At 66.9% G+C, this 22,528-nt stretch carries 24 protein-coding genes and 1 tRNA gene; 9 read left to right on the top strand and 16 right to left on the bottom strand.

Annotated features, from left to right (window positions below; all coding sequences use genetic code 11):
* Positions 1–26: 26 nt before the first annotated feature.
* From AC3A56_RS11810 to AC3A56_RS11785, 6 genes are all read right to left on the bottom strand, one after another.
* Complete coding sequence (locus tag AC3A56_RS11810) at positions 27–935, bottom strand: DUF1684 domain-containing protein (protein ID WP_487770450.1); 909 nt, start codon at positions 933–935, stop codon at positions 27–29.
* A complete protein-coding gene (locus tag AC3A56_RS11805) occupies positions 919–1,827 on the bottom strand; it encodes a DUF1684 domain-containing protein (protein WP_487770449.1) in 909 nt (302 codons plus the stop codon). The genes AC3A56_RS11810 and AC3A56_RS11805 overlap by 17 nt, the downstream gene beginning before the upstream one ends.
* Positions 1,828–1,861: 34 nt before the next feature.
* Complete coding sequence (mutL, locus tag AC3A56_RS11800; RefSeq protein ID WP_487770448.1) at positions 1,862–3,673, bottom strand: DNA mismatch repair endonuclease MutL; 1,812 nt, start codon at positions 3,671–3,673, stop codon at positions 1,862–1,864.
* A 43-nt stretch (positions 3,674–3,716) separates the two neighbouring features.
* Positions 3,717–5,204 (bottom strand): N-acetylmuramoyl-L-alanine amidase, encoded by a 1,488-nt coding sequence (locus AC3A56_RS11795; protein WP_487770447.1) that lies wholly within the window; start codon positions 5,202–5,204, stop codon positions 3,717–3,719.
* A 166-nt stretch (positions 5,205–5,370) separates the two neighbouring features.
* Positions 5,371–5,847, bottom strand: coding sequence for a tRNA (adenosine(37)-N6)-threonylcarbamoyltransferase complex ATPase subunit type 1 TsaE (gene tsaE / locus AC3A56_RS11790; RefSeq protein ID WP_487770556.1), 477 nt, complete (start codon positions 5,845–5,847; stop codon positions 5,371–5,373).
* Positions 5,840–7,339 (bottom strand): NAD(P)H-hydrate dehydratase, encoded by a 1,500-nt coding sequence (locus AC3A56_RS11785; RefSeq protein WP_487770446.1) that lies wholly within the window; start codon positions 7,337–7,339, stop codon positions 5,840–5,842. The genes tsaE and AC3A56_RS11785 overlap by 8 nt, the downstream gene beginning before the upstream one ends.
* Positions 7,340–7,354: 15 nt before the next feature.
* Here AC3A56_RS11785 and queG point away from each other — a divergent pair, with 15 nt between their 5' ends.
* Positions 7,355–8,449 (top strand): tRNA epoxyqueuosine(34) reductase QueG, encoded by a 1,095-nt coding sequence (gene queG / locus AC3A56_RS11780; protein ID WP_487770445.1) that lies wholly within the window; start codon positions 7,355–7,357, stop codon positions 8,447–8,449.
* 200 nt (positions 8,450–8,649) lie between these two features.
* On the opposite strand, the gene panD is transcribed toward queG, so the two are convergent.
* The 5 genes from panD to pcnB all read right to left on the bottom strand — a co-directional run bounded on the left by panD (position 8,650) and on the right by pcnB (position 12,762).
* A complete protein-coding gene (gene panD, locus AC3A56_RS11775; protein ID WP_007806142.1) occupies positions 8,650–9,042 on the bottom strand; it encodes an aspartate 1-decarboxylase in 393 nt (130 codons plus the stop codon).
* Between the two features lie 104 nt (positions 9,043–9,146).
* Positions 9,147–9,992: a pantoate--beta-alanine ligase gene (gene panC, locus AC3A56_RS11770; RefSeq protein ID WP_204109020.1), complete on the bottom strand. Its 846-nt coding sequence runs from the start codon at positions 9,990–9,992 to the stop codon at positions 9,147–9,149.
* A gap of 49 nt (positions 9,993–10,041) precedes the next feature.
* Positions 10,042–10,872, bottom strand: a complete 831-nt coding sequence (panB, locus tag AC3A56_RS11765; protein ID WP_204109021.1) for a 3-methyl-2-oxobutanoate hydroxymethyltransferase — start codon at positions 10,870–10,872, stop codon at positions 10,042–10,044.
* Between the two features lie 55 nt (positions 10,873–10,927).
* Positions 10,928–11,407, bottom strand: coding sequence for a 2-amino-4-hydroxy-6-hydroxymethyldihydropteridine diphosphokinase (gene folK / locus AC3A56_RS11760; RefSeq protein WP_487770444.1), 480 nt, complete (start codon positions 11,405–11,407; stop codon positions 10,928–10,930).
* The gene (gene pcnB / locus AC3A56_RS11755; RefSeq protein WP_487770443.1) at positions 11,404–12,762 is read right to left on the bottom strand and encodes a polynucleotide adenylyltransferase PcnB; all 1,359 of its coding nucleotides are present in this window, start codon (positions 12,760–12,762) and stop codon (positions 11,404–11,406) included. Before pcnB ends, folK begins: the two co-directional genes overlap by 4 nt.
* Positions 12,763–12,954: 192 nt before the next feature.
* On the opposite strand from pcnB, the gene AC3A56_RS11750 reads away from it, so the two are divergent.
* Positions 12,955–13,030 (top strand) — tRNA-Glu (locus AC3A56_RS11750).
* A 168-nt stretch (positions 13,031–13,198) separates the two neighbouring features.
* Positions 13,199–13,522: a ferredoxin FdxA gene (gene fdxA / locus AC3A56_RS11745; RefSeq protein WP_056714941.1), complete on the top strand. Its 324-nt coding sequence runs from the start codon at positions 13,199–13,201 to the stop codon at positions 13,520–13,522.
* A gap of 72 nt (positions 13,523–13,594) precedes the next feature.
* Here fdxA and AC3A56_RS11740 read toward each other — a convergent pair whose 3' ends face one another.
* Both AC3A56_RS11740 and dapA read right to left on the bottom strand, forming a co-directional pair.
* Positions 13,595–14,185: a hypothetical protein gene (locus tag AC3A56_RS11740; RefSeq protein ID WP_056714938.1), complete on the bottom strand. Its 591-nt coding sequence runs from the start codon at positions 14,183–14,185 to the stop codon at positions 13,595–13,597.
* Positions 14,186–14,208: 23 nt separating this feature from the next.
* Positions 14,209–15,117 carry a 4-hydroxy-tetrahydrodipicolinate synthase gene (gene dapA / locus AC3A56_RS11735; RefSeq protein WP_487770442.1) on the bottom strand — a complete coding sequence of 303 codons (909 nt, stop codon included), beginning with the start codon at positions 15,115–15,117 and terminating at the stop codon, positions 14,209–14,211.
* Positions 15,118–15,288: 171 nt separating this feature from the next.
* Between dapA and AC3A56_RS11730 the strand changes: the two genes are divergently transcribed.
* The 6 genes from AC3A56_RS11730 to AC3A56_RS11705 all read left to right on the top strand — a co-directional run bounded on the left by AC3A56_RS11730 (position 15,289) and on the right by AC3A56_RS11705 (position 20,541).
* Positions 15,289–15,807: a glycine cleavage system transcriptional repressor gene (locus AC3A56_RS11730; RefSeq protein ID WP_056766498.1), complete on the top strand. Its 519-nt coding sequence runs from the start codon at positions 15,289–15,291 to the stop codon at positions 15,805–15,807.
* A 253-nt stretch (positions 15,808–16,060) separates the two neighbouring features.
* Positions 16,061–16,522: a peroxiredoxin gene (locus AC3A56_RS11725; RefSeq protein ID WP_056766424.1), complete on the top strand. Its 462-nt coding sequence runs from the start codon at positions 16,061–16,063 to the stop codon at positions 16,520–16,522.
* Positions 16,523–16,577: 55 nt separating this feature from the next.
* Positions 16,578–17,960: a PhoH family protein gene (locus tag AC3A56_RS11720; RefSeq protein WP_056766426.1), complete on the top strand. Its 1,383-nt coding sequence runs from the start codon at positions 16,578–16,580 to the stop codon at positions 17,958–17,960.
* Between the two features lie 168 nt (positions 17,961–18,128).
* The gene (locus AC3A56_RS11715) at positions 18,129–19,082 is read left to right on the top strand and encodes an aspartyl/asparaginyl beta-hydroxylase domain-containing protein (protein WP_007806164.1); all 954 of its coding nucleotides are present in this window, start codon (positions 18,129–18,131) and stop codon (positions 19,080–19,082) included.
* 59 nt (positions 19,083–19,141) lie between these two features.
* A complete protein-coding gene (gene sigJ / locus AC3A56_RS11710; protein ID WP_056766500.1) occupies positions 19,142–20,044 on the top strand; it encodes an RNA polymerase sigma factor SigJ in 903 nt (300 codons plus the stop codon).
* A 38-nt stretch (positions 20,045–20,082) separates the two neighbouring features.
* Positions 20,083–20,541 (top strand): carboxymuconolactone decarboxylase family protein, encoded by a 459-nt coding sequence (locus tag AC3A56_RS11705; protein ID WP_056766428.1) that lies wholly within the window; start codon positions 20,083–20,085, stop codon positions 20,539–20,541.
* Positions 20,542–20,610: 69 nt separating this feature from the next.
* Here the strand turns inward: AC3A56_RS11705 and AC3A56_RS11700 are convergent, their stop codons facing one another.
* The 3 genes from AC3A56_RS11700 to grxC all read right to left on the bottom strand — a co-directional run bounded on the left by AC3A56_RS11700 (position 20,611) and on the right by grxC (position 22,458).
* Entirely contained in the window at positions 20,611–21,624 is a 1,014-nt protein-coding gene (locus tag AC3A56_RS11700; protein WP_056766430.1) for an isocitrate dehydrogenase, read from the bottom strand.
* A gap of 196 nt (positions 21,625–21,820) precedes the next feature.
* Positions 21,821–22,198, bottom strand: coding sequence for a carboxymuconolactone decarboxylase family protein (locus tag AC3A56_RS11695; RefSeq protein WP_487770441.1), 378 nt, complete (start codon positions 22,196–22,198; stop codon positions 21,821–21,823).
* Positions 22,195–22,458, bottom strand: coding sequence for a glutaredoxin 3 (gene grxC / locus AC3A56_RS11690; RefSeq protein WP_056766433.1), 264 nt, complete (start codon positions 22,456–22,458; stop codon positions 22,195–22,197). Before grxC ends, AC3A56_RS11695 begins: the two co-directional genes overlap by 4 nt.
* Between the last annotated feature and the right edge of the window lie 70 nt (positions 22,459–22,528).

Below are 22,528 nucleotides of genomic sequence, written 5' to 3'. Positions count from 1 at the left end.
TGCACGCAGGGCAGGCGCTGCCTGCCCTACTTTTCGTCTTCGTCGAATTTCTTCTCGCCCGCGGTCACCGCCAGCTTCAGACGATTTTCGGGCGGCGCCAGCGGGCAGACCACGTGCGGCGTGATCGCGCACGGCGGGTTCTCGGCCAGGTTGAAATCCAGCACGAGCTTGCCGTTCTTCGGCGCGGCCGCGTACAGGAAGCGGGCGCCGCCATAGGTCAGCTTCCCCGCCGTGCGGTCGCTGAAGACGAAGAACAGCCGGCCATCCTCTTCGATCGGCAGCAGCTCGTAGCTGCGGCCGTCACGCCGGAATACCGCCTTGCCGGCGATCGGCGTGTCGCTCACGGTGCCGGTGACGTAGGCCATCTTCAACGTGTGCGACGGCTTGAACGGCACCCAGTCCGCCTCGATCCGCCAGGACGGATCGATCGGGAAATAGTCGAAGCCCGGGAAGTGCGTGCGCAGCGGTGCGTCGTTGTCCTTCACCCGCAAGCCGCGCTGCGCGCCGTTCTCGATCACGTACAGATAGCTGCTGCCGAAACCCACCCGGGTCGGCCGCTGCTTGCCGTCGGAGCCTTGCGTGCGCAAGACGTTGTCGATCGCCGCCGGTGCGCCGTCGACGGTGATGCCGCGGGTATCCGCCAGATGCAGCCTGACCTGCCCGTCCGTCGCCAGCTCCAGCACGCCCAGGTGCGCAGGGGCACCGGAGACGGGGAAGTGGTTGTCCGGCGCACTGCCCACGCTGTTCGACCCGGGCTCCAGCCAACCCGAGGCAGTCAACGCCAGATAGCCGTCCATCTGCCTGAGTTGCTCGACGCGCTCGCTGCGCGCGCGTTGCACCGAGGCGACGTAATCAGCCGGCGTGGCCGCCGGTGCGGAGAATGCCAGCAGCAGCCCCAGCGCGACCAGCGCGCTCCTTTCAGTGATGCGAGCCACGATAGTTCTTCTCCCCCGCGGTCACGCGCAGATCCAGCCGGTTCTCCGGCGGCGCCAGCGGACAGGTGGCGAAACCGGTGAACGCGCACGGCGGGTTGTAGGCCTTGTTGAAGTCCAGTACGACCTTGCCGTCCTTCGGCGGGTCGATGTACAGGAAGCGCGCCGCGCCGTAAGTTTCCTTGCCGCTGGTGCGGTCGGCGAACACGATGAAATACTGCGCGTCGCCCGGTTCCTCGATCACCGGCAGCAACTCGAAATGCTTGCCGTCACGGGTGAACTCCAGCTTGCCCGGCACCGGGTACTTGTCGATGGTGCCGATCACCGAGCCCATCTCCAGCGTCTCGTCCGGCTGCGCCGGCACCCAGTTCGCCTCGATCCGCCAGGACGGATCGATCGGGAACGAGTCGATGCCGAGGAAGTGCTTGCGCGAGGGCGCTTCGCTGTCCTTCACCCTCAGGCCCTTGCGGCCGTCGCGATCGATCACGTAGAAGCTCGCCGTGCCGAACGCCACCTTCGTCGGCGCCGCATCCGTGGTGGCGTGCGCATCATCCACCAGCACGGCTTCGCTGACGGCCTTGCCGTCGATCGTGGCGTGACTGTCCTGGTCCAGCACGATCCGCATGCCGCCGTCGGCCGCCAGCGTGACCACGCCGAGATGGGCCGGCCCGGCGGTCAGCACGATGTCGTTGTCGGCGGCGCTGCCGACCCGGTTGGCGCCCGGCTGCAGCCACTCCAGCCCGATCAGGCTGAGCCAGCCGTCCGCGGCGGTGAGCCGTTCCACACGGCCGGCATGCCACTGCTGGATACCCTGCGTGTAGTTATCGATGTCGGTGGCGTGCACGGTAGCGACTCCCAGAATGGCGGCGGCAACAAAAAGGCTGTTACGGAGCATCGGTTCCTCCAGTGAAACGTTTCTCGACGGCGCGTCAGCGACCGCGCATGAACAACCGGTCCAGCTCGGGCAGGCTCAGTTGCACCCAGGTCGGGCGCCCATGATTGCATTGTCCGGAGCGCTCGGTCGCCTCCATCTCGCGCAGCAGCGCATTCATCTCGGGAAGGGTCAGGCGCCGACCGGCGCGTACCGAGCCGTGGCAGGCCATGGTGGACAGCAGTTCGTTCTCCAGCTCCTGCAGTCGGCGCGAGCTGCCGTGCTGGGCCAGTTCGGACAACACGTCACGGCTGAGCTGGGCCACGTCGGCGCCTTCCAGCAACGCCGGGATGCGCCGCACCACGATCGTGGCCGGACCGCTGCGCGAAAGTTCCAGGCCCCAGTCGGCCAGCGCCTCGGCGTGTTCCTCGGCGGCGGCGGCCTCCGTGGCACTGACTGCCAGGCTCAACGGCACCAGCAGCATCTGCGAGCGCAGGTTGCTGCCGACGCGGCCGGATTTCAGCTTCTCGTAGGTGATCCGCTCGTGCGCCGCGTGCATGTCGACCAGCACCAGCCCGTGCGCGTTCTCGGCCAGCACGAAGATGCTTTTCAGTTGCGCGATGGCGAAACCCAGCGGCGGCGCTTCGCCCTCGGCCGACTCGGGCAACGACGCGGCGGTTGTCGGCGCGAACGACGGGTCACCGAGCAAGGCGGCATAGTCGGCCAACGGCTCTTCGCGCGTACCAAGCCCCAGCCGACTCTGACTGGACGCACTGGGCCACGATGCGCCATACGATGTTGCCGGCGCTGCCGCGTATGACGGGGAAGGCATCGAGATCGGGTCGGTCGCCGGCAGCGTGCCCAGCCCTGCACGGGTCTGCGCCAGCGCCTCGTGCAGAGTTCGGAACAGGAAGTCGTGCACCAGCCGCTGTTCGCGGAAGCGCACTTCGTGCTTGGCCGGATGCACGTTCACGTCGACGCCGGCCGGGTCCAGCTCCAGATACAGCACGAACACCGCATGGCGGCCGTGGAACAGCACGTCGGCATACGCCTGGCGCACCGCATGGGCCACGATGCGGTCGCGCACCAGCCGGCCGTTGACGTAGAAATACTGCGAGTCGGCCTGCGCCCGCGACGCGGTCGGCAGGCCGACCCAGCCGGACAGGTGCAGGCCCGCCGCCGCGTGATCGATACGCAGGCTTTGCGATGGAAATTCATCGCCAAGCACCTCGGCCACCCGCTGCAATTGCGCCTGCTGATCGCGGGCGGCCTTCCAGATGCGCACCGGCTTGCCGTTGTGGCTGAGCCGGAATTCCACCGAGCCGCGGGCCAGCGCCAGCGACTTCAGCAGGTCGTCGACATGCGCGAACTCGGTGCGTTCGGCGCGCATGAATTTCCGTCGCGCCGGCACGTTGTAGAACAGGTCGCGCACTTCGACGCTGGTGCCGGAAGGATGCTGCGCCGGCCGCGCCGCCTGCAGCTTGCCGCCGTCGACCTCGATGCGGAACGCGGCGTCCTGGTGGCGCACGCGCGAAGTCAGCGCGAAACGCGATACCGACGACACCGAGGCCAGCGCCTCGCCCCGGAAACCCATGCTGGCGACGTGTTCCAGGTCGTCGAAGCTGCCGATCTTGCTGGTTGCGTGCGAGGCCACCGCCAGCGGCAGCTCGTCGACGTGGATGCCGCCGCCGTCATCGCGCACGCGGATCAGTCGCGCGCCACCGGCCTCGATGTCCACCTCGATGCGCGTGGCGCCGGCGTCGAGGCTGTTCTCGACCAGTTCCTTGACCACCGAGGAGGGCCGCTCGATGACTTCGCCGGCGGCGATCTGGTTGATGAGTTCGGGGGGAAGCAGGCGGATGACGGTCATCCGCCAACTTTAACAGCGAACAACCGCGATGCCGCGGGGAAAGTCAGCCGGCGGGAATGGTCAGCGTGGTGCCGGCACGCACCGTATTGCTGCTGATCTGGTTCGCGTTCTTCAGTGCGCCGACGCTGACGCCGTACTGGCGCGCGATGCTGCTGAGACTTTCGCCGCGCCCGACCTTGTGCACATCGCGCCCGGACGCCTTGCCGGACGACTGACTGGCGCTGGACGCCAGCTGCACGCCATTGCGTCGCGCCGCCTCGGCAGCAAACCAGGTGCCCGGCGGCGGCGTCGATTCAAAATAATTCTTCACGCCGCCCATGACCGCTTCGGCGAGCTTTTTCTGGTGCCCCGGATCGCGCAGCTTGCGCTCTTCGGCCGGATTGCTGATGAAGGCCGTCTCGACCAGGATCGACGGCACGTCGGGCGAACGCAGCACCACGAAATTCGCGCGCTCGACATAGCCGCGATGGGTCGGCCCCAGACGCCCCAGCGCCTTGAGCACGTTGCCGGCGATCATGTCGCTGGCCTGTATCGCCCAGCCCTGCTGCATGTCCAGCAGCACCTTGGCCAGGCTGTCGTCCTTGTCGTCCAGCGAGGTGCCACCGATCAGGTCGGCGCGGTTCTCGCGATCGGCCAGCCAGCGCGCGGCCTCGCTGGTCTTGCCGCGCGGCGACAGCACCCATACCGAAGACCCCTTGGCGTCGCCGCTGGTGAACGCGTCGGCGTGGATCGACACGAACAGGTCGGCATTGTGCTCGCGGGCGATCTTGTAGCGCTGCGCCAGCGGAATGAAGAAGTCGCTGTCGCGCGTCAGCACGGCCTTCATGCCGGGCTGGCGATTGATCTCGGCGGCCAGTTCGCGCGCCACCGCAAGGGTGACGTTCTTTTCCAGCGTACCGCCCGGACCGTGCGAGCCGGGGTCCTTGCCGCCATGACCGGCGTCGATCGCCACCACCACCTGGCGCTGGCCGTTGAGCATCGCTGCCGCCTGTTCGGCGGCAACCCGGCGGCTATGCGTGGGATTGCTGTAGGTCTCGACGGGGGCCGGCTTCGCGACCGCAGCGGCAGCCACCGGAGCCTTCGGCGCCGGCGCGGCACTGTCGGCAGCGACATCACGCTCGACCTCGGCGGCGTTGTCGGCCGGATAGAAATCCAGCACCAGCCGATAGTCGCCATCGTCCTTCGGTTTCAGCAGGAAGCTTTTCAGCCGGCTCGACGGATCGACCCTGGCGGTCAGCTGCATGCCACTGCCGAGGCGGGAATGCGTCATGCCGTGGAACAGGCCCTGTGCGGACGGGTCGGAGAAATCACCGCCGGGGTTGCTGTCCGGCAGTTCGATCAGCACCTGGCCATTCTTTTGGCTGATCTTGTACTGCAGCGGGCCGGACGCGTCGAACACCACCCGGGTATAGGCCGGACCGGCCCAGACGCGGACGTCCTTCAACTGCGCGGCACCGGCCGCGCCCACGGGCAGCAGCGCCGCGATCGCGACGGCACACCAGCCGATCCGGTTGTTCAGGCAAGCCCTCATGCTCCTTATTGAAACGCAGGGCGATGCGCATTGCAAGATCTTTCCCTTGAATATCCAATACCTGCGGGGCATTTATCAGGTGAGATCAAGCTAAGGGATGCAACTCGTGTTTCCAGCACAAGTCCCTGGCCTGCACGACCGAATCGGGTTTTCCCAGCGAAAAGAATTACTTGGCAATCCTGTCGAGCAGCCTTACACCGCGTCCGCCATGGGCGCGCAGCGACGCCTGACGGCCAGCCCCGGCGTAGTCCAGGGTCACGACAAGATCCGCCGCAGGCAAAGCCCCGCTGCCGCGCTCGGGCCATTCCACCAGCACCACCGCGTCGGGATCGGCCAGCGCGTCCAGACCCAGCCATTCCAGCTCGCCCGGATCGGCGATCCGGTACAGGTCGAGGTGCCAGGCGGGCCGTCCGCCTGCCGTATAGCCTTCGACGAGACTGTAGGTGGGGCTCTTCACCCGCTCGCCGACTCCCAGGGTCGTCAGCAGGGCTCGGGCGAAACTGGTCTTGCCGGCGCCGAGCGGGCCGTGCAGGTAGATCACCAGCCCGCCGTCCAGCGCACCCGCCAGGCGCGCGCCCAGTGCCGCGGTGGCCGCCTCGTCGGCAAGCATCCAGGTCGACACCGCTTGTGCCGGTTCAATCATGGTCACGTTCGTAGCCCGTCATGCCATTGCCCAGTGCCCGCAACGGCACCAGCAGGTCGCTGGCCAGCAGGCCGCGCTCGCCCTGCCGCGCCGCCCGGTCGCCGGCACGGGCGTGCAGGCCCGCGCCAAGCCCGGCCGCCTGCCACGCACTGCAGCCCTGCGCCAGCAGTGCCGCCACGATGCCGGTGAGCAGGTCGCCCATGCCGCCGCTGGCCATGCCCGGATTGCCCCACGGACAGACGTCCAGACGTCCATCCGGGTCGGCGACCAGACTGCCGGCGCCCTTCAACACCACGACGGCGTGGTAGCGGCGCGCAATTTCGCGCGCCGCGGCGAAGCGATCCTGTTCGACTTCGTCGGTGGTGATTCCCAGCAGACGCCCGGCCTCACCCGGATGCGGCGTCAGCACGGTCGGCGCGGTGAATCGACGCGGTTCGCGCGCCAGCAGGTTCAGGCCATCGGCATCGAGCACCAGCGGCCTGTTCGCGTCCAGCGCGGTCAGCCACAGGGCGTGACCCCAGGCCGCCTGGCCCAGCCCCGGGCCCAGCGCCAGCACGCTGGCACGGTCGAGCTGCGCGGCCAGTGTCTGGGGACCGTCGACACCATGAGCCATCAGTTCCGGTCGCGCCGCGTTCAGCGCGAACACATGGGCCGCCCGCGTCGCCACGCTGACCAGCCCGGCACCGGCGCGCAGCGCCGACTCCCCGGCCAGGTGCACCGCACCGGCCATGCCATGGTCCCCGCCGATCACCAGCACATGGCCGTAGTTGCCCTTGTTGGAGTAACGGTCCCGCGGCGGCAGCGACTCGGCGAACAGCAGGCGGGCATCCGCCGGCACCGCCGCGCAGACGCTTTCCGGCACGCCGAGGGTGGCCAGTTCGAGCACGCCGACGTGATCGGCGGCGCGCCCGGTATGCAGGCCGCGCTTGCCGGCGATGAAGGTCACCGTGACATCGGCGCGAATCGCCGCTGCGGCGCAGCTGCCGCGGTTGGTGTCCAGCCCGCTGGGCACATCCAGCGCCAGCACCGGGCGAGCGCTGCGGTTGATCGCCTCGATCAAGCGTGCCGGAGCCGCTTCCGGCGCGCGATTGAGGCCGATTCCGTACAGCGCATCCACATGCAGTTCCGCTTCGGGAAGCACGGCCTGTGCGTCCCAGACCAGCACCTGCCCGCCAGCGGACTCCCATGCCGCGCGCGCCACCGCAGCGTCGCCATACGAGCTGGCCGTCAACCCGACCATGTCGACCTGCAGGCCGGCCTCGCGCGCCAGCAGGCCCAGCAGGAATCCGTCGCCGCCGTTGTTGCCGGGGCCGCAGTGGATGCAGACGTGCTGCACCTGCGGCCAGTGCCGGCGCAGGCTGCTCAGCGCCGCGCTGGCCGCGCGCCGCATCAGTTCGGGCCCGGAAATGCCCAGCGCCGACAGCGCTGCGCGCTCGATCGCGCGCAACTGGTCGACGGTATGCAGGTTGCGGCTGGTCGGGTGGACGGGCATGCGCGAATTATAGGCATGCAGCGCACCTACAATAGCCGGATGTCCGACATCGACACCCGCACACCCGACTACGCCACGCTCGCCCGCGACATCAAGGGCTGGGCGCGCGAACTGGGTTTCGCCGACACCGGCATCAGCGGCACCCAGCTGGCCGACGACGAACAGCATCTGCTGAGCTGGCTCGATCACGGCCACCACGGCGAGATGGAATACATGGCGCGGCACGGCACCAAGCGCACCCGGCCGGCCGAACTGGAGCCGGGCACCCAGCGGGTCATCTCGGTGCGCATGGACTACATCCCGCCCGGCACCGCGAACGCCTGGGGCGTACTGAATGACGCCGAGGCCGGTTATGTTTCCCGCTACGCGCTGGGTCGCGACTACCACAAGCTGATGCGCGGCCGCCTGCAGAAACTGGCCGAACGCATCCACGGCGTCGTCGGCGACTTCGGCTATCGCGCCTACGTGGATTCGGCGCCGGTGCTGGAAAAGGCGCTGGCGCGCAACGCGGGCATGGGCTGGATCGGCAAACACACGGTGCTGATCAACCGCAGCGCGGGCTCGTATTTTTTCCTCGGCGAGCTGTACACCAACCTGCCGCTGCCGGTGGACGAACCGGCCAGCGCGCATTGCGGCAGCTGCACGCGCTGCATCGAGGTCTGCCCGACCCAGGCAATCATCGGGCCTTACCAGCTCGACGCCAAACGCTGCATCTCCTACCTGACGATCGAGTTGAAGGGCAGCATCCCCGAAGAACTGCGCGCGCCGATGGGCAACCGCATCTTCGGCTGCGATGACTGCCAGTTGGTCTGCCCGTGGAACAAGTTCGCGCAGACCACCACCGAGGCGGATTTCGCGCCGCGGCACAGTCTGGATGGCGCGAAACTGATCGAGCTGTTCGCCTGGAGCGAGGACGAATTCCTCAAGCGCACCGAAGGCATGGCGATCCGCCGCACCGGTTACGAAGGTTGGCTGCGCAACATCGCGGTGGCGCTGGGCAATGCGCCCCCATCGGCCGCCGCGATCGAGTCACTCCATGCACGCGCCGACGATCCGTCGCCGGTGGTGCGTGAACACGTGGCATGGGCGCTGGCAAAGCAGCGCCGCTGACGCTCAGGGCCTGTGAAGAAAACCAGGTCCTGTGGTTTTCTTCTATCGCGAGCCCGGCGCATGTCCGGACTCGCTCACATGAAGCGGTCACTTGCGTGACTGCTCCATCTCCGGCCATCGGGCAACCGCTCCTGCGTTGCCTCAACTCGGGCTCCATGCCCTCGCCCTGGCCGGCCTGAGAAGTTGAAACTCACAACTTCTCAGGCGTCGGCCATCTGCTTCGGGATCGAACGATTGGTGTGGCTGATGCGGTTGCCCGGGCCGGCGGCGACGTAGACGCAGGTCGGCTGGTAGTTCTCCAGCTCCGCTTCGCTCAACTGCACGAAGGCGGCGATGATGATGATGTCGCCGGCCTGGGCACTGCGCGCGGCGCTGCCGTTGACCGAGATGATCCCGGAACCTTCCTCGGCACGCAGCGCATAGGTGACGAAGCGCTGGCCGCTGTTGACGTTCCAGGCGTGGATCTGCTCGTACTCGCGGATGCCGGAGGCGTCCAGCAGCAGACCGTCGATCGCGATCGAGCCTTCGTAGTGCAGTTCGGCGTGGGTCACCGTGGCACGGTGGATCTTGGCCTTGAGCATGTTCAGGTGCATGGGAATCTTTGTTTCCGGCAGGGTCAGCCTGCAAAGTCGGGCATTATCGAACTGCTGACGCTGCATCGCAACATCAACGGCCTGTTCCCGGATATGCGGCCACCTCAGTCGAACAGCAAGTTGTCGATCAGGCGCGTGTTGCCCAGCCGTGCCGCCACCAGCGCAATCAGCCCGTCGGACTCGCCGTCGGCCGGTTCGGCCAGGTCCTCGGCACGGCGGATCACCACGTAGTCCGGCACGAATCCCGCACGTTGCAGGCGCGCGGCGGCGGTCTGCTCGATCGCCTGCCACGGATGTCCCTGCGCCAGCAGTTCGCGCATTTTCTGCAGGGTGTCGTGGATCAACGGCGCGCGCGCCCGCTCCTCGGCGCTGAGGTACTGATTGCGCGAGCTGAGCGCCAGGCCATCCTCGGCGCGCAGGATCGGCGCCGCCATCACCTTCAGCGGCAGGCCCAGGTCGCGCACCATCCGCTCGACCACCTTCAACTGCTGGAAGTCCTTCTGGCCGAATACGGCCACGTCCGGCTGCACCAGGTTGAACAGCTTGCACACCACCGTGGCCATGCCATCGAAGTGGCCCGGCCGATGGGCGCCTTCCAGCTCGTCGGTGATCCGCGGCACGCGCACGCTGACGCTGTGCGCGGCACCGAACGGATAGATCGTGGCGACCTCCGGTGCGAACAGCAGGTCGCATTCACTCTCGGCCAGCGCGGCCTGATCCTGCGCCAGGGTGCGCGGATAACGGTCGAAATCCTCGTTGGGACCGAACTGGGTCGGGTTGACGAAGACACTGGCGACGACCCGCTCGGTGCGCGCACGCGCCAGCTTGATCAGCGACTGGTGACCGGCGTGCAGGTTGCCCATGGTCGGCACGAAGCCCACGGTCTGGCCCTGCGTGCGCCAGCCACGGATCGCGGCCCGCAGCGCGGGGATGTCTTGTACGGTCTGCATGATCGGTCGACTCGCAGCCCGGTTGAAACGGGCTCAATGAAAACGAAGGTCAGTTGAAACAATGCTCGGGCGCCGGAAAGGCGCCGCTGCGCACGTCCTCGGCATAGGCGGCAATGGCCGCGGCGACAGAATCGCGCCCGGCCAGGAAATCCTTGCTGAATTTCGGGCGCTTGCCCGGCGTGATGCCGAGCATGTCGTGGATCACCAGCACCTGGCCGTCGCAATGCGGGCCGGCACCGATGCCGATCACCGGAATCGAAAGCGCCTCGGTCACCCGCCGCCCCAGTTCCACCGGCACGCCCTCCATCACCAGCAGGTCCGCGCCGGCGGCCTGCACCGCCAGCGCCTCGGCCAGCACGCGATCGGCGGCGGCCTGTTCGCGTCCCTGGATGCGGAAGCCGCCGAACTTGTGCACCGATTGCGGGGTGAGCCCCAGGTGCGCACAAACCGGAATGGCCCGCGCGCTCAGCGCCGCGATCGCCTCCTGGACGTGCGGCGCGGCGCCCTCGATCTTGACCATCGCCGCACCGGCCTCGCCGACCAGCCGCGCGCCGGCCTCCAGCGCATGCGCGACATCGCGATCGGCCATGAACGGCAGGTCGGCCACCAGCATGGTGGCCGCCAGTCCGCGGGCCACCGCGGCCGTGTGATAGACCATGTGATCGAGCGTCACCGGCAAGGTGCTGCGATGGCCCTGCACCACCATGCCCAGGGAATCGCCGACCAGCGCGATGTCGATGCCGGCCGATTCCAGCTGCCAGGCGAAGCTGGCGTCGTAGGCGGTGAGCATCACGATGCGCCGACCCTCGGCCTTCATCGCAAGCAGGCCTGGCACGGTCACCGGCTTGCGGTCGGGGACACTGGCGTTCTGCACGTACACGGCAATTCCTGATCGATGCTGGGCCGCCGATTATCCGGCGCGCCACGTGGAGGGCTCAAGCCACGCGTTCACAACCGGATGGATCGAGCCGGGCCAGTTGTTCAGCTACGGTAGCCTGTCCGGACGGGCGCAGGGTGGGCACAATGTCGCACAGGGGCAGCAGCACGAAGGCCCGCTCGGCCATGCGGGGATGCGGCAGGGTCAGGTCGGGATCGTCAAGCTGCACGCCTTCGACATGCAGCAAATCCAGATCCAGCGTGCGCGGCCCGTTGCGCTCGGCCCGCACGCGACCGGCGCGCTGCTCGATGGCCAGCAGCGCGTCCAGCAGCGCATGCGGCGAGAGCTCCGTGTCCAGTTCCACCACCGCATTGATGAAGGGCGGCTGCTCCAGCACGCCCCACGGCGGCGTGCGATACAATGAGGAGCGTTGCCGCAGTCGGGTCCCGGGCAGGCGCGCCAGCGCATCCATCGCGTCCAGCACCTGTTGCCGGGGATCGCCGAGATTGCTGCCCAGCGCCACGTAGACCAGGCTCATGCGGAGCCTGATTTGTTGCCCGGCTTGCGACGACGACGGCGTGGACGCGGCGGCTTCGCAGCGACCGGCGCGGGAACGTAATCATTGGCGCCTGCACCGCCACCGGCCGGCAGGGCCGAAGCCAGCACATCCTGCGGCAGCTGCTGGGCGTGGGCCCACCACTGGCCCAGCTCACGCATCGCCGGCGACTCGTCGGCACGCAGCAGCAGGAAATCGAAGGCGGCGCGGAAGCGCGGATGGGCCATCAGGCGGAATACGCGCTTGCGCTGGATCTGTTCGAAACGCGGCTGCAACGACCAGATCTCCTCCATGGTGAAGGTGAACCGGCGGGGGATCGCCACGCGCTGGCACTGCTCGCCCACCACCCGGGCGGCGGCCTGCGCCCAGGCCTCGTTGCTTTCGACGCCACGCCCGATCAACTGGTGCGCCACGTCGCGCACTTCGCCCCACAACAGCACTGCGAACAGGAAGGCCGGCGTGACCGACTTGCCCTCGTGGATACGGGCATCGGTATTGGCCAGCCCGTTCTCGACCAGCGAACGCAGCGCATCGTCGCCGCGCCGAAGCGCCCGTGCGGTGGCCGGAAACAGGAACTTGAGCAGGCCGCAGTGTTCCAGCATGCGAAAGCTCTTCAGGCCGTTGCCGGACAGGAACATCTTCAGTGATTCGTCGAACAGGCGCGCGGGCGCGGCATCGGCCAGCAGCGGCCCCAGCGTCTCGAACGGCGCCATCGCGGCGGCGTCGATCTGCATGTCCAGCTTCGCCGCCAGCCGCGCCGCCCGCAGCATGCGCACCGGGTCCTCGTGGTAGCGGACGTCCGGCTCGCCGATCAGGCGCAGCATCCGGTCCTGCAGGTCCTGCATGCCGCCGACGTAGTCGCGCACGGAGAAATCGCTGATGTCGTAATACATCGCGTTGACGCGGAAGTCGCGGCGGATCGCGTCTTCCTCGATGGTGCCCCAGATGTTGTCGCGCACGATGCGGCCATCGACGATGTGACGGTCGCCCTCGCCGCCCTCCTCGCCGGTGCCGCGAAATGTGGCGACCTCGATGATTTCCGGGCCGAACACCACGTGGGCCAGGCGGAAGCGGCGGCCGATCAGGCGGCAGTTGCGGAACAGCTGCTTCACTTCATCCGGCGTGGCATCGGTGGCCACGTCGAAGTCCTTCGGCTGCAGCCCCAGCAGCAGGTCGCGTACTGCACCGCCGACCAGATAGGCCGTGTGCCCGGCCTCGTTCAGCCGGTACAGCACGCGCAAGGCGGCCTTGCTGATGTTCTTGCGCGAAATGATGTGCTGGTCGCGCGCAATGATCCGCAGCGTCGGCGTGGCGTCAGTCCTTGATTGTAGATTCAAGCGGTGGGAATCCTTGGCGGGGCGAAGCTGCCCGTCGGTTGCAATATATCGCGGCACAGAGCAACGCGGGCCGCTCCGCGTGGCGCCGGACACGTGCACCGGCAGGTCCCGTTTCGGGCGACGCAGGCAGATGCACGGCAAGCATTGCCGGGCGAAACAATTCCGTTATACTAGCGCGCCTCGCTGCATAACGCTCCCTTCGTCTAGTGGCCTAGGACACTGCCCTCTCAAGGCGGGAACACGAGTTCGAGTCTCGTAGGGAGCACCAATGCTTGTGCGATCATCCATGATCGCTGCAACATCGACTGCAAGAAGCTAGGGTGCAGACTGCGCTCCGGGTAGAGATCAAAAGCGGCCATCCATGGCCGCACTCCTCACAAAAGCTCGCATTCTGCGACACTCGTCTGCAGTGCATATCCTTTGAGAGCCCTCTTCCATGACCTTTGTTGTCATCGACAACTGCATCAAGTGCAAGTACACCGATTGCGTCGAGGTCTGCCCGGTCGACGCGTTCCACGAAGGCCCGAATTTCCTGGTGATCGATCCGGACGAGTGCATCGACTGCACCCTGTGCGAGCCCGAGTGCCCGATCAATGCGATCTACCCGGAAGACGACGTTCCCGCCGGCCAGGAAGCGCTGGTGGCGCTGAACGCGGAGCTGGCCAAGGGTTGGCCGGTGATCACCGAGCGCAAGGATGCCCCGGCCGATGCAAAGGACTGGGAAGGCAAGCCCGGCAAGCTGGAACTGCTGCAGCGCTGATATCGCGGCGCGCCGATGCCCGATGCGAAAACGCCGCCCGAGGGCGGCGTTTTCAATGGCCGGACGGAAGACTCAGCCGCCCAGACGCGACTTCAGCGTATCCACCACCTTGCCCACCGCGGCCGGATTTCCGGTGGCGCGCACTTCGCTGCCACTGGCGCCGCTGGTGTTGATGCTGACCTGCACCTGGTGCGAGCCGGCGCCCGGCGCCTGCACCGCGCTGCTCTTGTCGCGACCGAACATGCGGCCGAAGAAGCCCTTCTTTTTCTGCTGGGCAACGGCATCGGACACGTTCAGCGTGTAGCTGTGCGCCGCATCGTCATGCGCGATCACCTCGCCCAGGTTGCCGCCTTCCAAGGCTTGGCCGACACGGCGATAGACGCTGTCGGCGCCATCGGCGACCACGAAGCCGTCGCTGATCTGGCCATTCGACGAACCGACCCGGGCCGTTGCGCCATTGGCGGTCGGCTGGTTGCCACCCGGCGGCGGAATCACCAGCGCTTCGGTGGTGGAAGGCCTGTCAAGCGTGGGCGGAATCTCCAGCGGCGCTTCCTGCAGCGCGGTGTCCCAGGCCTTGTGCGAACGGAATGCGCCGCAGCCGGTGAGCAGCAGGCCACTGAGGGCCACGGCCGGCAAGGCCACGAGGAGCGAAGTTTTCTTCATGTAATCGGATTCCGTAAAGTAAGTCAGGCAACCGTTCCACCGGCCGCAGTCGTCAAGGATGCCAGACTGGACAGCGCTTGGTGCAATCGGGCGCGATCCGGACCGTCGTTCAGTTCCACCAGCGGCAACCTCGGCAGGGCCAGTCCCAGCCCCAGCACAGGCAAACCGGCCTTGACCGCGATCGGGTTCGGCGCGCAGTTGAGCGCCTCGATCAGGGGTTCCAGCGCGGCATGACAGCGCGCGGTGGCCGCCCGATCCCCGGCGGTGGCCGCGTCGCACAAGTCACGGAACGCCCGCGGCACCAGGTTGGCCACCACCGAGATGGTGCCGGCGGCACCGGCCAGCATCGCCTGCCCGGCCGTGCCGTCGTCGCCGGACAGATAGACGAAATCCGGACGCACAAGTTCCGCCAGCGCCGAAATCCGCGGCTGGTCGCCACGGGCCTCCTTGATGCCCACGATCGCGGGATGATCACGCAGCGCGGCGACCGTCTCCGGCAGGACATCGCAACCGGTACGGCTCGGCACGTTGTAGAGCAGTACCGGCAGCTCGCCGTGTTCAGCCACTTCCAGGTAGTGGTGGCGTATGCCTTCCTGGGTCGGCCGCACGTAGAACGGCGCGACCACCAGGGCCGCATCGGCGCCCAGCGCACGGGCCCGCCGGGTCAATGCCACCGTTTTTGCGGTGCCCGCCTCGCCGGTACCGGCAATCACCGGAACCCGTCCGTTCACCCGATCGACGGCAAACGCCAGCAGGCGCTCGAACTCGTCGTGTTCGAGCATGTGCGCTTCACCGGTGGAGCCGGCCACCACCAGCGCCTGGGTGCCGCCGGCGATCTGGTAATCAAGCAGCCGACCGAAGGCCGCCAGATCGAGCGAGCCACCGGCCGCGAACGGCGTGACCAGCGCGCAGATGCTTCCGCGAATGTTCAAGACCCGATTCCACTGCAAGGCAAGCCCTGCATGTTACTTGCCGCTTCGCGAGCCGGGCAAGTAAGCTCGATGGGAGTAGTCTCACCGTTCCGCATCACGCGGTCGACGTTACGCAGGCAGGCCTCCTTGAAATCCACTTCCGGCTCCGCACGCTCGGGCAACGACAACCAGTTGCTGATCCACGCGCTTACCACCTCGACCCAGTCGCCGCTGCTGGCACTGGCCCGGCGAATCGCCGACGCCGGCTGCAACCTGTCCGAATCGCGAGTCGCCACCATCGGCACGGAAACCTCGCTGATGCTGCTGGCCAGCGGCGCCTGGGACGCCCTGGCCAAGCTGGAAACGGCCCTGGCCAAGCTGACCCGCGACGAGAGCATGCGGCTGGTGCACTACCGCACCGGGCCGCGCGAGAACAGCTCGCACCTGCTGCCTTATCTGGTGGAAGTGGTGGCCGCCGACCGGCCGGGCATCGTGGCCCGCATCGTGGACTTCTTCAGCCAGCACGGCATCAGCGTGGAGCAGCTCAACTCCACCCGCTATCACGCCATGCAGACCGGGGCGGAGATGTTCCAGGCCCAGTTCACCATCGGCATTCCGGCGGAAATCCACATCGCCGCCTTGCGCGACGACTTCCTGGAACTGTGCGACGGCCTGAATCTCGACGCGATCATGGACCCGGTCAAATTCTGAGCCGGTGACATCCGCCGAGCATCGCGCGATCGTGGCGTCCTGACAAGGACTGTCCTGCGCCAAGCCACCCGCGCTAGTCTGTGGCCGTGAGTTGCCGGAGGACCGTTGCATTGCAGCCAGCTTGTCGAATCACCCCGACCCTTTCCGGCGCAACAGCTCGCCCTGCCGCCGTCGCAACGTCGACCTCAGCGGCCTTCTCCATCCTTTCCTTTTCCCACACGTCGCGGCATCGCCTCGCCGCGCAGGACCCCTCATGCCCGATATCGGCAAGAAACTGCCCGCACTGAAAGGCCTCACCGGCGACGGCAGCGAACTGAAGCTGTCCAGCCTCAAGGGACAATGGCTGGTGGTGTATTTCTACCCGAAGGACTCGACGCCAGGATGCACCACCGAAGCGAAGGACTTTCGCGACCTCTACCCGGCCTTCCGCAAGCGCCATGCGCAGATCATCGGTGTCTCGCGCGATTCGCAGAAGTCGCATGCGAACTTCGCCAACAAGCAGGAACTGCCGTTCCCGCTGGTCTCCGATGCCGACGAAACCTGGTGCCGCGCCTTCGACGTGATCCACGAAAAAGTGCTGTACGGCAAACGCTTCATGGGCATCGTCCGCAGCACGTTCCTGATCGATTCGGAGGGCAAGCTGGCCGCGGAATGGCGTGGCGTGAAAGTTTCCGGCCATGCGCAGGCCGTGCTCGACGCCATTCCCGCTGCCTGACCCTGGACGTACCCGCCGGCCCGTTCCTTCCACCCACCAGTGAGGACACTTCCGCATGACCGGAAGCAAGCGCATCTACGCTCTCGACACCAACGTCCTGCTGCATGACCCGACCTCGCTGTTCCGCTTCGAGGAACACGATGTCTTCATCCCGATGACCGTGCTGGAGGAACTGGACGAAAAGAAGAAGGGTGCCTCGGAAGTCTCGCGCAATGGCCGCCAGGTCAGCCGCTTCCTCAACGAACTGGTCGAACTGGGCAAGCAGCACGATCTGGGCGAGGGCCTGGAACTCAGCAATCCGCAGGGCATCAAGCTCAAGCGCGGCGGCTCGGTGGGCCGCCTGTACTTCCAGCATCGCACCAGCAGCAACGGCCACACCAAGGCGGACAACCAGATCCTCGCCGCGGTGATCGAGTTGCGCGACCAGAATCCCGGCCGCGACGTCATCCTGGTCACCAAGGACATCAACCTCCGGATCAAGGCCAGCATCAACGGCATCGTCGCCGAGGACTACGAGAACGACCGCGCGCTGGACGACTTCTCGCTGCTCTACACCGGTTCGGCCGAACTGCCCGAGGACTTCTGGGACCTGCACCCGGAAGTGCGCTCGTGGACCGAACGCGGCCGTACCTATTACGAGGTGAACCGGCGCGAGCAGGACGACTGGCATCCGAACCAGTGCCTGTACCTGCCCGGCGAAAACGCGGTCGAGCTGCGCGTGCTGCACCTGGACGAGACCAGTGCCACCTTGCTGCTGCTGGACGACCATTCGCACGCGAACCATCACGTCTGGGGCATCGGCGCGCGCAACCGCGAGCAGAACTTCGCGCTCAACGCGCTGATGGACCCGGACATCGACTTCGTCACCCTGCTCGGCAACGCCGGCACCGGCAAGACCCTGCTGGCGCTGGCCGCCGGCCTGGCCCAGGTGATGGACCAGCAGCGCTACCGCGAGATCATCATGACCCGCGCCACCGTGTCCGTCGGCGAGGACATCGGCTTCCTGCCCGGCACCGAAGAGGAAAAGATGACGCCGTGGATGGGCGCGCTCACCGACAACCTCGAAGTGCTGGCCAACCCCGAGGACGGCGGCAGCTGGGGCCGCCAGGCCACCAACGACCTGCTCGCCTCGCGCATCAAGATCCGCTCGCTGAACTTCATGCGCGGGCGCACCTTCCTGTCGCGCTACCTGATCATCGACGAGGCGCAAAATCTCACCCCGAAGCAGATGAAGACCCTGATCACCCGCGCCGGCCCGGGCACCAAGATCGTCTGCCTGGGCAATGTCGAGCAGATCGACACGCCGTATCTCACCGAGACCACCTCCGGCCTCACCTACGCGGTCGACCGCTTCAAGAACTGGGAGCACTCCGCCCACATCACCCTGCGCCGCGGCGAGCGGTCGCGGCTGGCGGACTTCGCGGCGGAGTCGCTTTAGTAACGGGATTCGGGATTCGGAAAGGCCGAAACCGGCGCTTCGTCGATGACTGGAAACTCCCCGCGCGGCTGAATGCCGCGCGGGGGATTCGGCGGGCACCGAGCCGGGGCGCGGCAAACGCGTAGAATGGCAGGCCCCGGAATCCCTGCCACGGCTGCTCGCGTTGCCATGATCCTCACCCCCCGCCTCATCCTGCTTGCCGTATTCGTGTTCTTCGCGTTGTGCGTGCTGCTGGTGCACCTGCGCGGTCGCGTGCGGCTGCGTTTCGACCGCCAGCTGGTCGACCACTCGGCGATCTTCGCCCCGTACAACCTGCTGATGTACGCGTTCTCCGCCGTGCCGGCGAAACCCATCCTCGATCGTCGCGGCTTTCCGCAACTGGACCTGCTGCAGGCGAACTGGCAGGCCATCCGCGACGAGGCCCTGCAGCTGTTCGACGAAGGCCACATCCGCGCGGCCGCGAAGAACGACGACGCCAGCTTCAACAGCTTCTTCAAGCAGGGCTGGAAGCGTTTCTACCTGAAGTGGTACGGCGAGCCGCTAGCCTCCGCCGAGGCGCTGTGCCCGAAGACGGTCGAGTTGCTCAATGCGATTCCCGGCATCAAGGCGGCGATGTTCGCCACGCTGGCGCCGAACAGCAAGCTCAACCCGCATCGCGATCCGTTCGCCGGCTCGCTGCGCTACCACCTGGGCCTGATCACGCCGAACTCGCGCGACTGCCGCATCTTCGTCGACGGCGAGGAGCACGCCTGGGGCGACGGCAAGGACGTGGTGTTCGACGAGACCTTCGTGCACTGGGTCGAGAACAAGACCGACCAGACCCGGGTGATCCTGTTCGCCGACGTGGAGCGTCCGCTGCGCACGCGCTGGATGAGCGCGATCAACCATCGCGTCGGCGCGTTCATGGGCAGGATCACCGCCTCGCCGAACAGCGACGCCGGCACCGAGAAGACCGGCTTCGTGAACCGCCTGTACGCGCTCAGCCAGCGCAAGGGCGCCACGCATCGCTGGAAGGTGGAGTTCAAGCGCCGCCACCGGACGCTGTACAAGGCCTTCAAGTACACCGGCATCGTGCTGCTGATGTGGCTGATCTTCCTGGCGCCGTGGCCGCTGTTCCGCTGAGCAGTCACATCGCGTGAGTGGCGCGCGTCCTTGATCAGGATGCCTCGATGGAGAACGCCATGGACCCGCAAACCGCCCTGTTCCAGCAACACCGCCCCCGCCTGTTCGGGCTGGCCTACCGCATGCTCGGCACGCCCGCCGACGCCGAAGACGTGCTGCACGATGCCTGGCTGCGCTGGCATGCGCAGGACACTACCGCGCTGGACGATCCCGAAGCATGGCTGGTGACCGTCACCACCCGGCTGGCGCTCGACCGCCTGCGCCGCGCCCGGACCGAGCGCGAACACTATCCTGGCCCGTGGCTGCCCGAGCCGCTATTGGTCGACGCCGACCAGCCCGAGGCGCAACTGGAGCGGGCGGAAAGCCTGACCCTCAGCTTCCTGCTGCTGCTCGAACGGCTCAGCGCCGAGGAGCGCGCCGCCTTCCTGCTGCGCGAGGTGTTCGATTACAGCCACGCCGAGGCCGCGGCGATGCTCGAGATCAGCGAAGACGCCTGCCGCCAGCGCGTGCACCGGGCGAAACAGCGTCTGCGCCAGGAACGGCCGCGCCCGGACGCGCCCGATACCGATCGACAGCACCGTTTGCTGGAGCGCTTCGCCGAGGCCCTGCAACAACCGGACATGGATACCTTGCGCGCGCTGTTCGCCGAGGACGCGGTGCACATCTCCGACGGCGGTGGCCTGGTCACCGCCACCCTGCGTCCCCTGCACGGGGCCGAACGCCTGGCCCGGTTGTATCTGCAGATCGCCCTGCATCAGCGCGGACAGGGCGTGCGCCATGAAATCCATCGGCTCAACGGCACGCCTGCCCTGCTCAGCTGGCAGGGCGACACCCTGATATCCGCCAGCTGGATCGACGAAGACGAGACGGGAATCAGCGCGATCCACGCCTTGCGTCACCCCGGAAAGCTGGCCCGGCTGGCGGCTGTCACGAAATCGGCCGGCCCTGCGTCCTTGCATTGAACGGCCACTGCGGCCGCACCACAGAAAGGAGTTCCCCCATGTCATCCCGTCAATCCTCGGTCCCCACCCAGGAAGCCATGAAACCCCTGTTCGCCCTGAACAAATACGTGCACTCGGGCAGCCTCGAACCGGCCCTGATCGAGCTGGTGCTGATGCGAGCCTCCCAGCTCAACGGCTGCGCCTACTGCCTGGACATGCACAGCAAGGATGCCCGCGCCGCCGGCGAAACCGAGCAGCGGCTGTATGTGTTGCAGGCCTGGCGCGAAGCGCCGTTCTACAGCGATCGCGAGCGCGCCGCGCTGGCGTGGTGCGAGGCAGTCACCCGGCTCGATCCGGTCCACGGGGTAGCCGACGACGTCTACGAGCAGGCCCGCGCGCAGTTCAGCGAAAAGGAACTGGGCGATCTCAACATGGCGGTGATCCTGATCAACGCGTGGAACCGCATCGCGATCCCGTTCCAGAACCCGCCGGGCGCGTACCAGCCCGCAAAGCACTGAACATCGCGCCCATGAAAAAAGCCGCGGCGGCCGCCGCGGCTTTTTTTACGCTCGACGAAAAACCGCAGCTCAGCCCTTGATGCGCTTCACGATCGCATCGGCGAAGCTGTCGGTGCTGCCCTTGCCGCCGATGTCCGGCGTCACGCTGTCGCGATCATTCGTCATGGTGTCGCGGATCGCCTGGCGCAGCCGGTCGCCCTTGGCCACCATGTCCAGGTAATCGAGCATGTCGGCGGCGGCCAGCAGCAGCGCGCAGGGGTTGGCGATGCCTTTGCCCGCGATATCCGGCGCCGAGCCGTGCACCGCCTCGAAGATCGCCGCGTGCTCGCCGATGTTGTCGCCCGGCGCCAGGCCCAGGCCACCGACCAGGCCGGCGCACAGGTCGGACAGGATGTCGCCGAACAGGTTGGTGGTGACGATCACGTCGAACTGCTCGGGCTTCATCACCAGCTGCATGCAGGTGTTGTCCACGATCATCTCGTTGAACTCGATCTGCGGGTATTCCTTCGCAATCTCGCGCGCCACGTTGAGGAACAGGCCCGAACTGGTCTTCAGGATGTTCGCCTTGTGCACGGCGGTGACCTTCTTGCGACCCTTCTTCACCGCCAGCTCGAAGGCGTAACGGACGATGCGGCTGCTGCCCTTGCGGGTGTTGCGCGCCACCGACTCGGCGATCTCGCCGTCGGCGGACAGGGTCTGGCCCTCGGAGCGGTAGGCGCCTTCGGTGTTCTCGCGCACCGTGATGATGTCGATGTTTTCGTAGCGAGACTTGGTGCCGGGGAAGCTCACCGCTGGGCGCACGTTCGCGTACAGGTCGAAAAGACGGCGCAGGGTCACGTTGACCGAGGTGAAGCCGCCGCCGATCGGCGTGGTCAGCGGGCCTTTCAGCGCGACCTTGTGCTCGGCGATCCTGTCCAGCGTGGCCTTGGGCAGCAGATCGCCATGCTTGTCCAGCGCGACCATGCCGGCGTCGACGAAATCGTAGGTCAGGCCGCAGTCCAGCGCGTCGAGCACGCGCAGCGTGGCGGTCATGATCTCCGGGCCGATGCCGTCGCCCGGGATCACGGCGATGGTTTTGTTCATGGGATACTCCTTGGGGGACGATTGCGTGCGCGCATGGAACGGCGCAGGTCAAGACCGCCCATTATCGCTCATGCAACCGTTCCCGGACAGCCGATGGCCCGGGAAAACCGTTGCAAATCCTCGCACGGAGCATTGCAGAAACTCGCAGGGAGGCATTCCCTTGCCTCCCCGCCCGCGAACGGGCTCCCGCGCAGGGTCAGCCGTGATCGGCGCATTCCGCCGTGGCGGACTCGCCGCCTTCCAGCTTGTCCAGGGAGTCCACTGCCCGTCGCAGATGCGGGATCACGATCGAGCCACCCACCACCAGGCCGACACTGAACACCTCGAAGAACTCGTCGCGCTGCACGCCGGCCTCCTTGCACTGGGCCACGTGGTAGTTGATGCAGTCGTCGCAGCGCAGCACCATCGAGGCGACCAGGCCCAGCATCTCCTTGGTCTTCACGTCCAGCGCGCCGGCCTTGTAGGTCTGCGTGTCCAGCGCGAAGAAGCGCCGCACGACCTGGTTGTCCTCGGCCAGGATGCGCTCGTTCATGCGCTGGCGGAAGGCGGTGAATTCGGCAAGCTTGTCGCTCATGCGCCCTGCTCCAGCCATTGCGCCAGCTTGCCGCTGCGGTCGGCGGCCACCAGGTCGTCGTAGCCGCCCACGTGCTGGTCGTTGATGAATATCTGCGGCACCGTGCGGCGACCGCCGCTGCGCGCCAGCATCGCGTCGCGTTGCGCGGGATCGGCGTCCACGCGCACCTCGGTCCACTCCAGCCCCTTGGATTTCAGCAGGTTCTTGGCCGACACGCAGTACGGACACACGGCGGTCGAGTAGACCTCGATCTTGGACATCACGACACTCCACAAACAATGGGGAAACTTCACAGAAAATGGGGCCGCGCGCGTCCAGCTCAAGCCGGAC

This window comes from Rhodanobacter sp. Soil_C_14 (assembly GCF_057657335.1).
This window is presented reverse-complemented; position numbering and strand designations above follow the sequence as displayed.

Coding starts and splice junctions, on each gene's coding strand:
- AC3A56_RS11705 (WP_056766428.1), top strand. CDS start 20,083: ATGTCATCCCGTCAATCCTCGGTCCCCACCCAGGAAGCCATGAAACCC.
- AC3A56_RS11720 (WP_056766426.1), top strand. CDS start 16,578: ATGACCGGAAGCAAGCGCATCTACGCTCTCGACACCAACGTCCTGCTG.
- AC3A56_RS11725 (WP_056766424.1), top strand. CDS start 16,061: ATGCCCGATATCGGCAAGAAACTGCCCGCACTGAAAGGCCTCACCGGC.
- fdxA (WP_056714941.1), top strand. CDS start 13,199: ATGACCTTTGTTGTCATCGACAACTGCATCAAGTGCAAGTACACCGAT.
- panD (WP_007806142.1), bottom strand. CDS start 9,042: ATGCACCTGAACATGCTCAAGGCCAAGATCCACCGTGCCACGGTGACC.
- AC3A56_RS11795 (WP_487770447.1), bottom strand. CDS start 5,204: ATGAGGGCTTGCCTGAACAACCGGATCGGCTGGTGTGCCGTCGCGATC.
- AC3A56_RS11695 (WP_487770441.1), bottom strand. CDS start 22,198: ATGAGCGACAAGCTTGCCGAATTCACCGCCTTCCGCCAGCGCATGAAC.
- AC3A56_RS11805 (WP_487770449.1), bottom strand. CDS start 1,827: ATGCTCCGTAACAGCCTTTTTGTTGCCGCCGCCATTCTGGGAGTCGCT.
- AC3A56_RS11785 (WP_487770446.1), bottom strand. CDS start 7,339: ATGCCCGTCCACCCGACCAGCCGCAACCTGCATACCGTCGACCAGTTG.
- grxC (WP_056766433.1), bottom strand. CDS start 22,458: ATGTCCAAGATCGAGGTCTACTCGACCGCCGTGTGTCCGTACTGCGTG.
- AC3A56_RS11740 (WP_056714938.1), bottom strand. CDS start 14,185: ATGAAGAAAACTTCGCTCCTCGTGGCCTTGCCGGCCGTGGCCCTCAGT.
- tsaE (WP_487770556.1), bottom strand. CDS start 5,847: ATGATTGAACCGGCACAAGCGGTGTCGACCTGGATGCTTGCCGACGAG.
- AC3A56_RS11700 (WP_056766430.1), bottom strand. CDS start 21,624: ATGAACAAAACCATCGCCGTGATCCCGGGCGACGGCATCGGCCCGGAG.
- panC (WP_204109020.1), bottom strand. CDS start 9,992: ATGCAGACCGTACAAGACATCCCCGCGCTGCGGGCCGCGATCCGTGGC.
- queG (WP_487770445.1), top strand. CDS start 7,355: ATGCAGCGCACCTACAATAGCCGGATGTCCGACATCGACACCCGCACA.
- mutL (WP_487770448.1), bottom strand. CDS start 3,673: ATGACCGTCATCCGCCTGCTTCCCCCCGAACTCATCAACCAGATCGCC.
- sigJ (WP_056766500.1), top strand. CDS start 19,142: ATGGACCCGCAAACCGCCCTGTTCCAGCAACACCGCCCCCGCCTGTTC.
- folK (WP_487770444.1), bottom strand. CDS start 11,407: ATGAGCCTGGTCTACGTGGCGCTGGGCAGCAATCTCGGCGATCCCCGG.
- AC3A56_RS11715 (WP_007806164.1), top strand. CDS start 18,129: ATGATCCTCACCCCCCGCCTCATCCTGCTTGCCGTATTCGTGTTCTTC.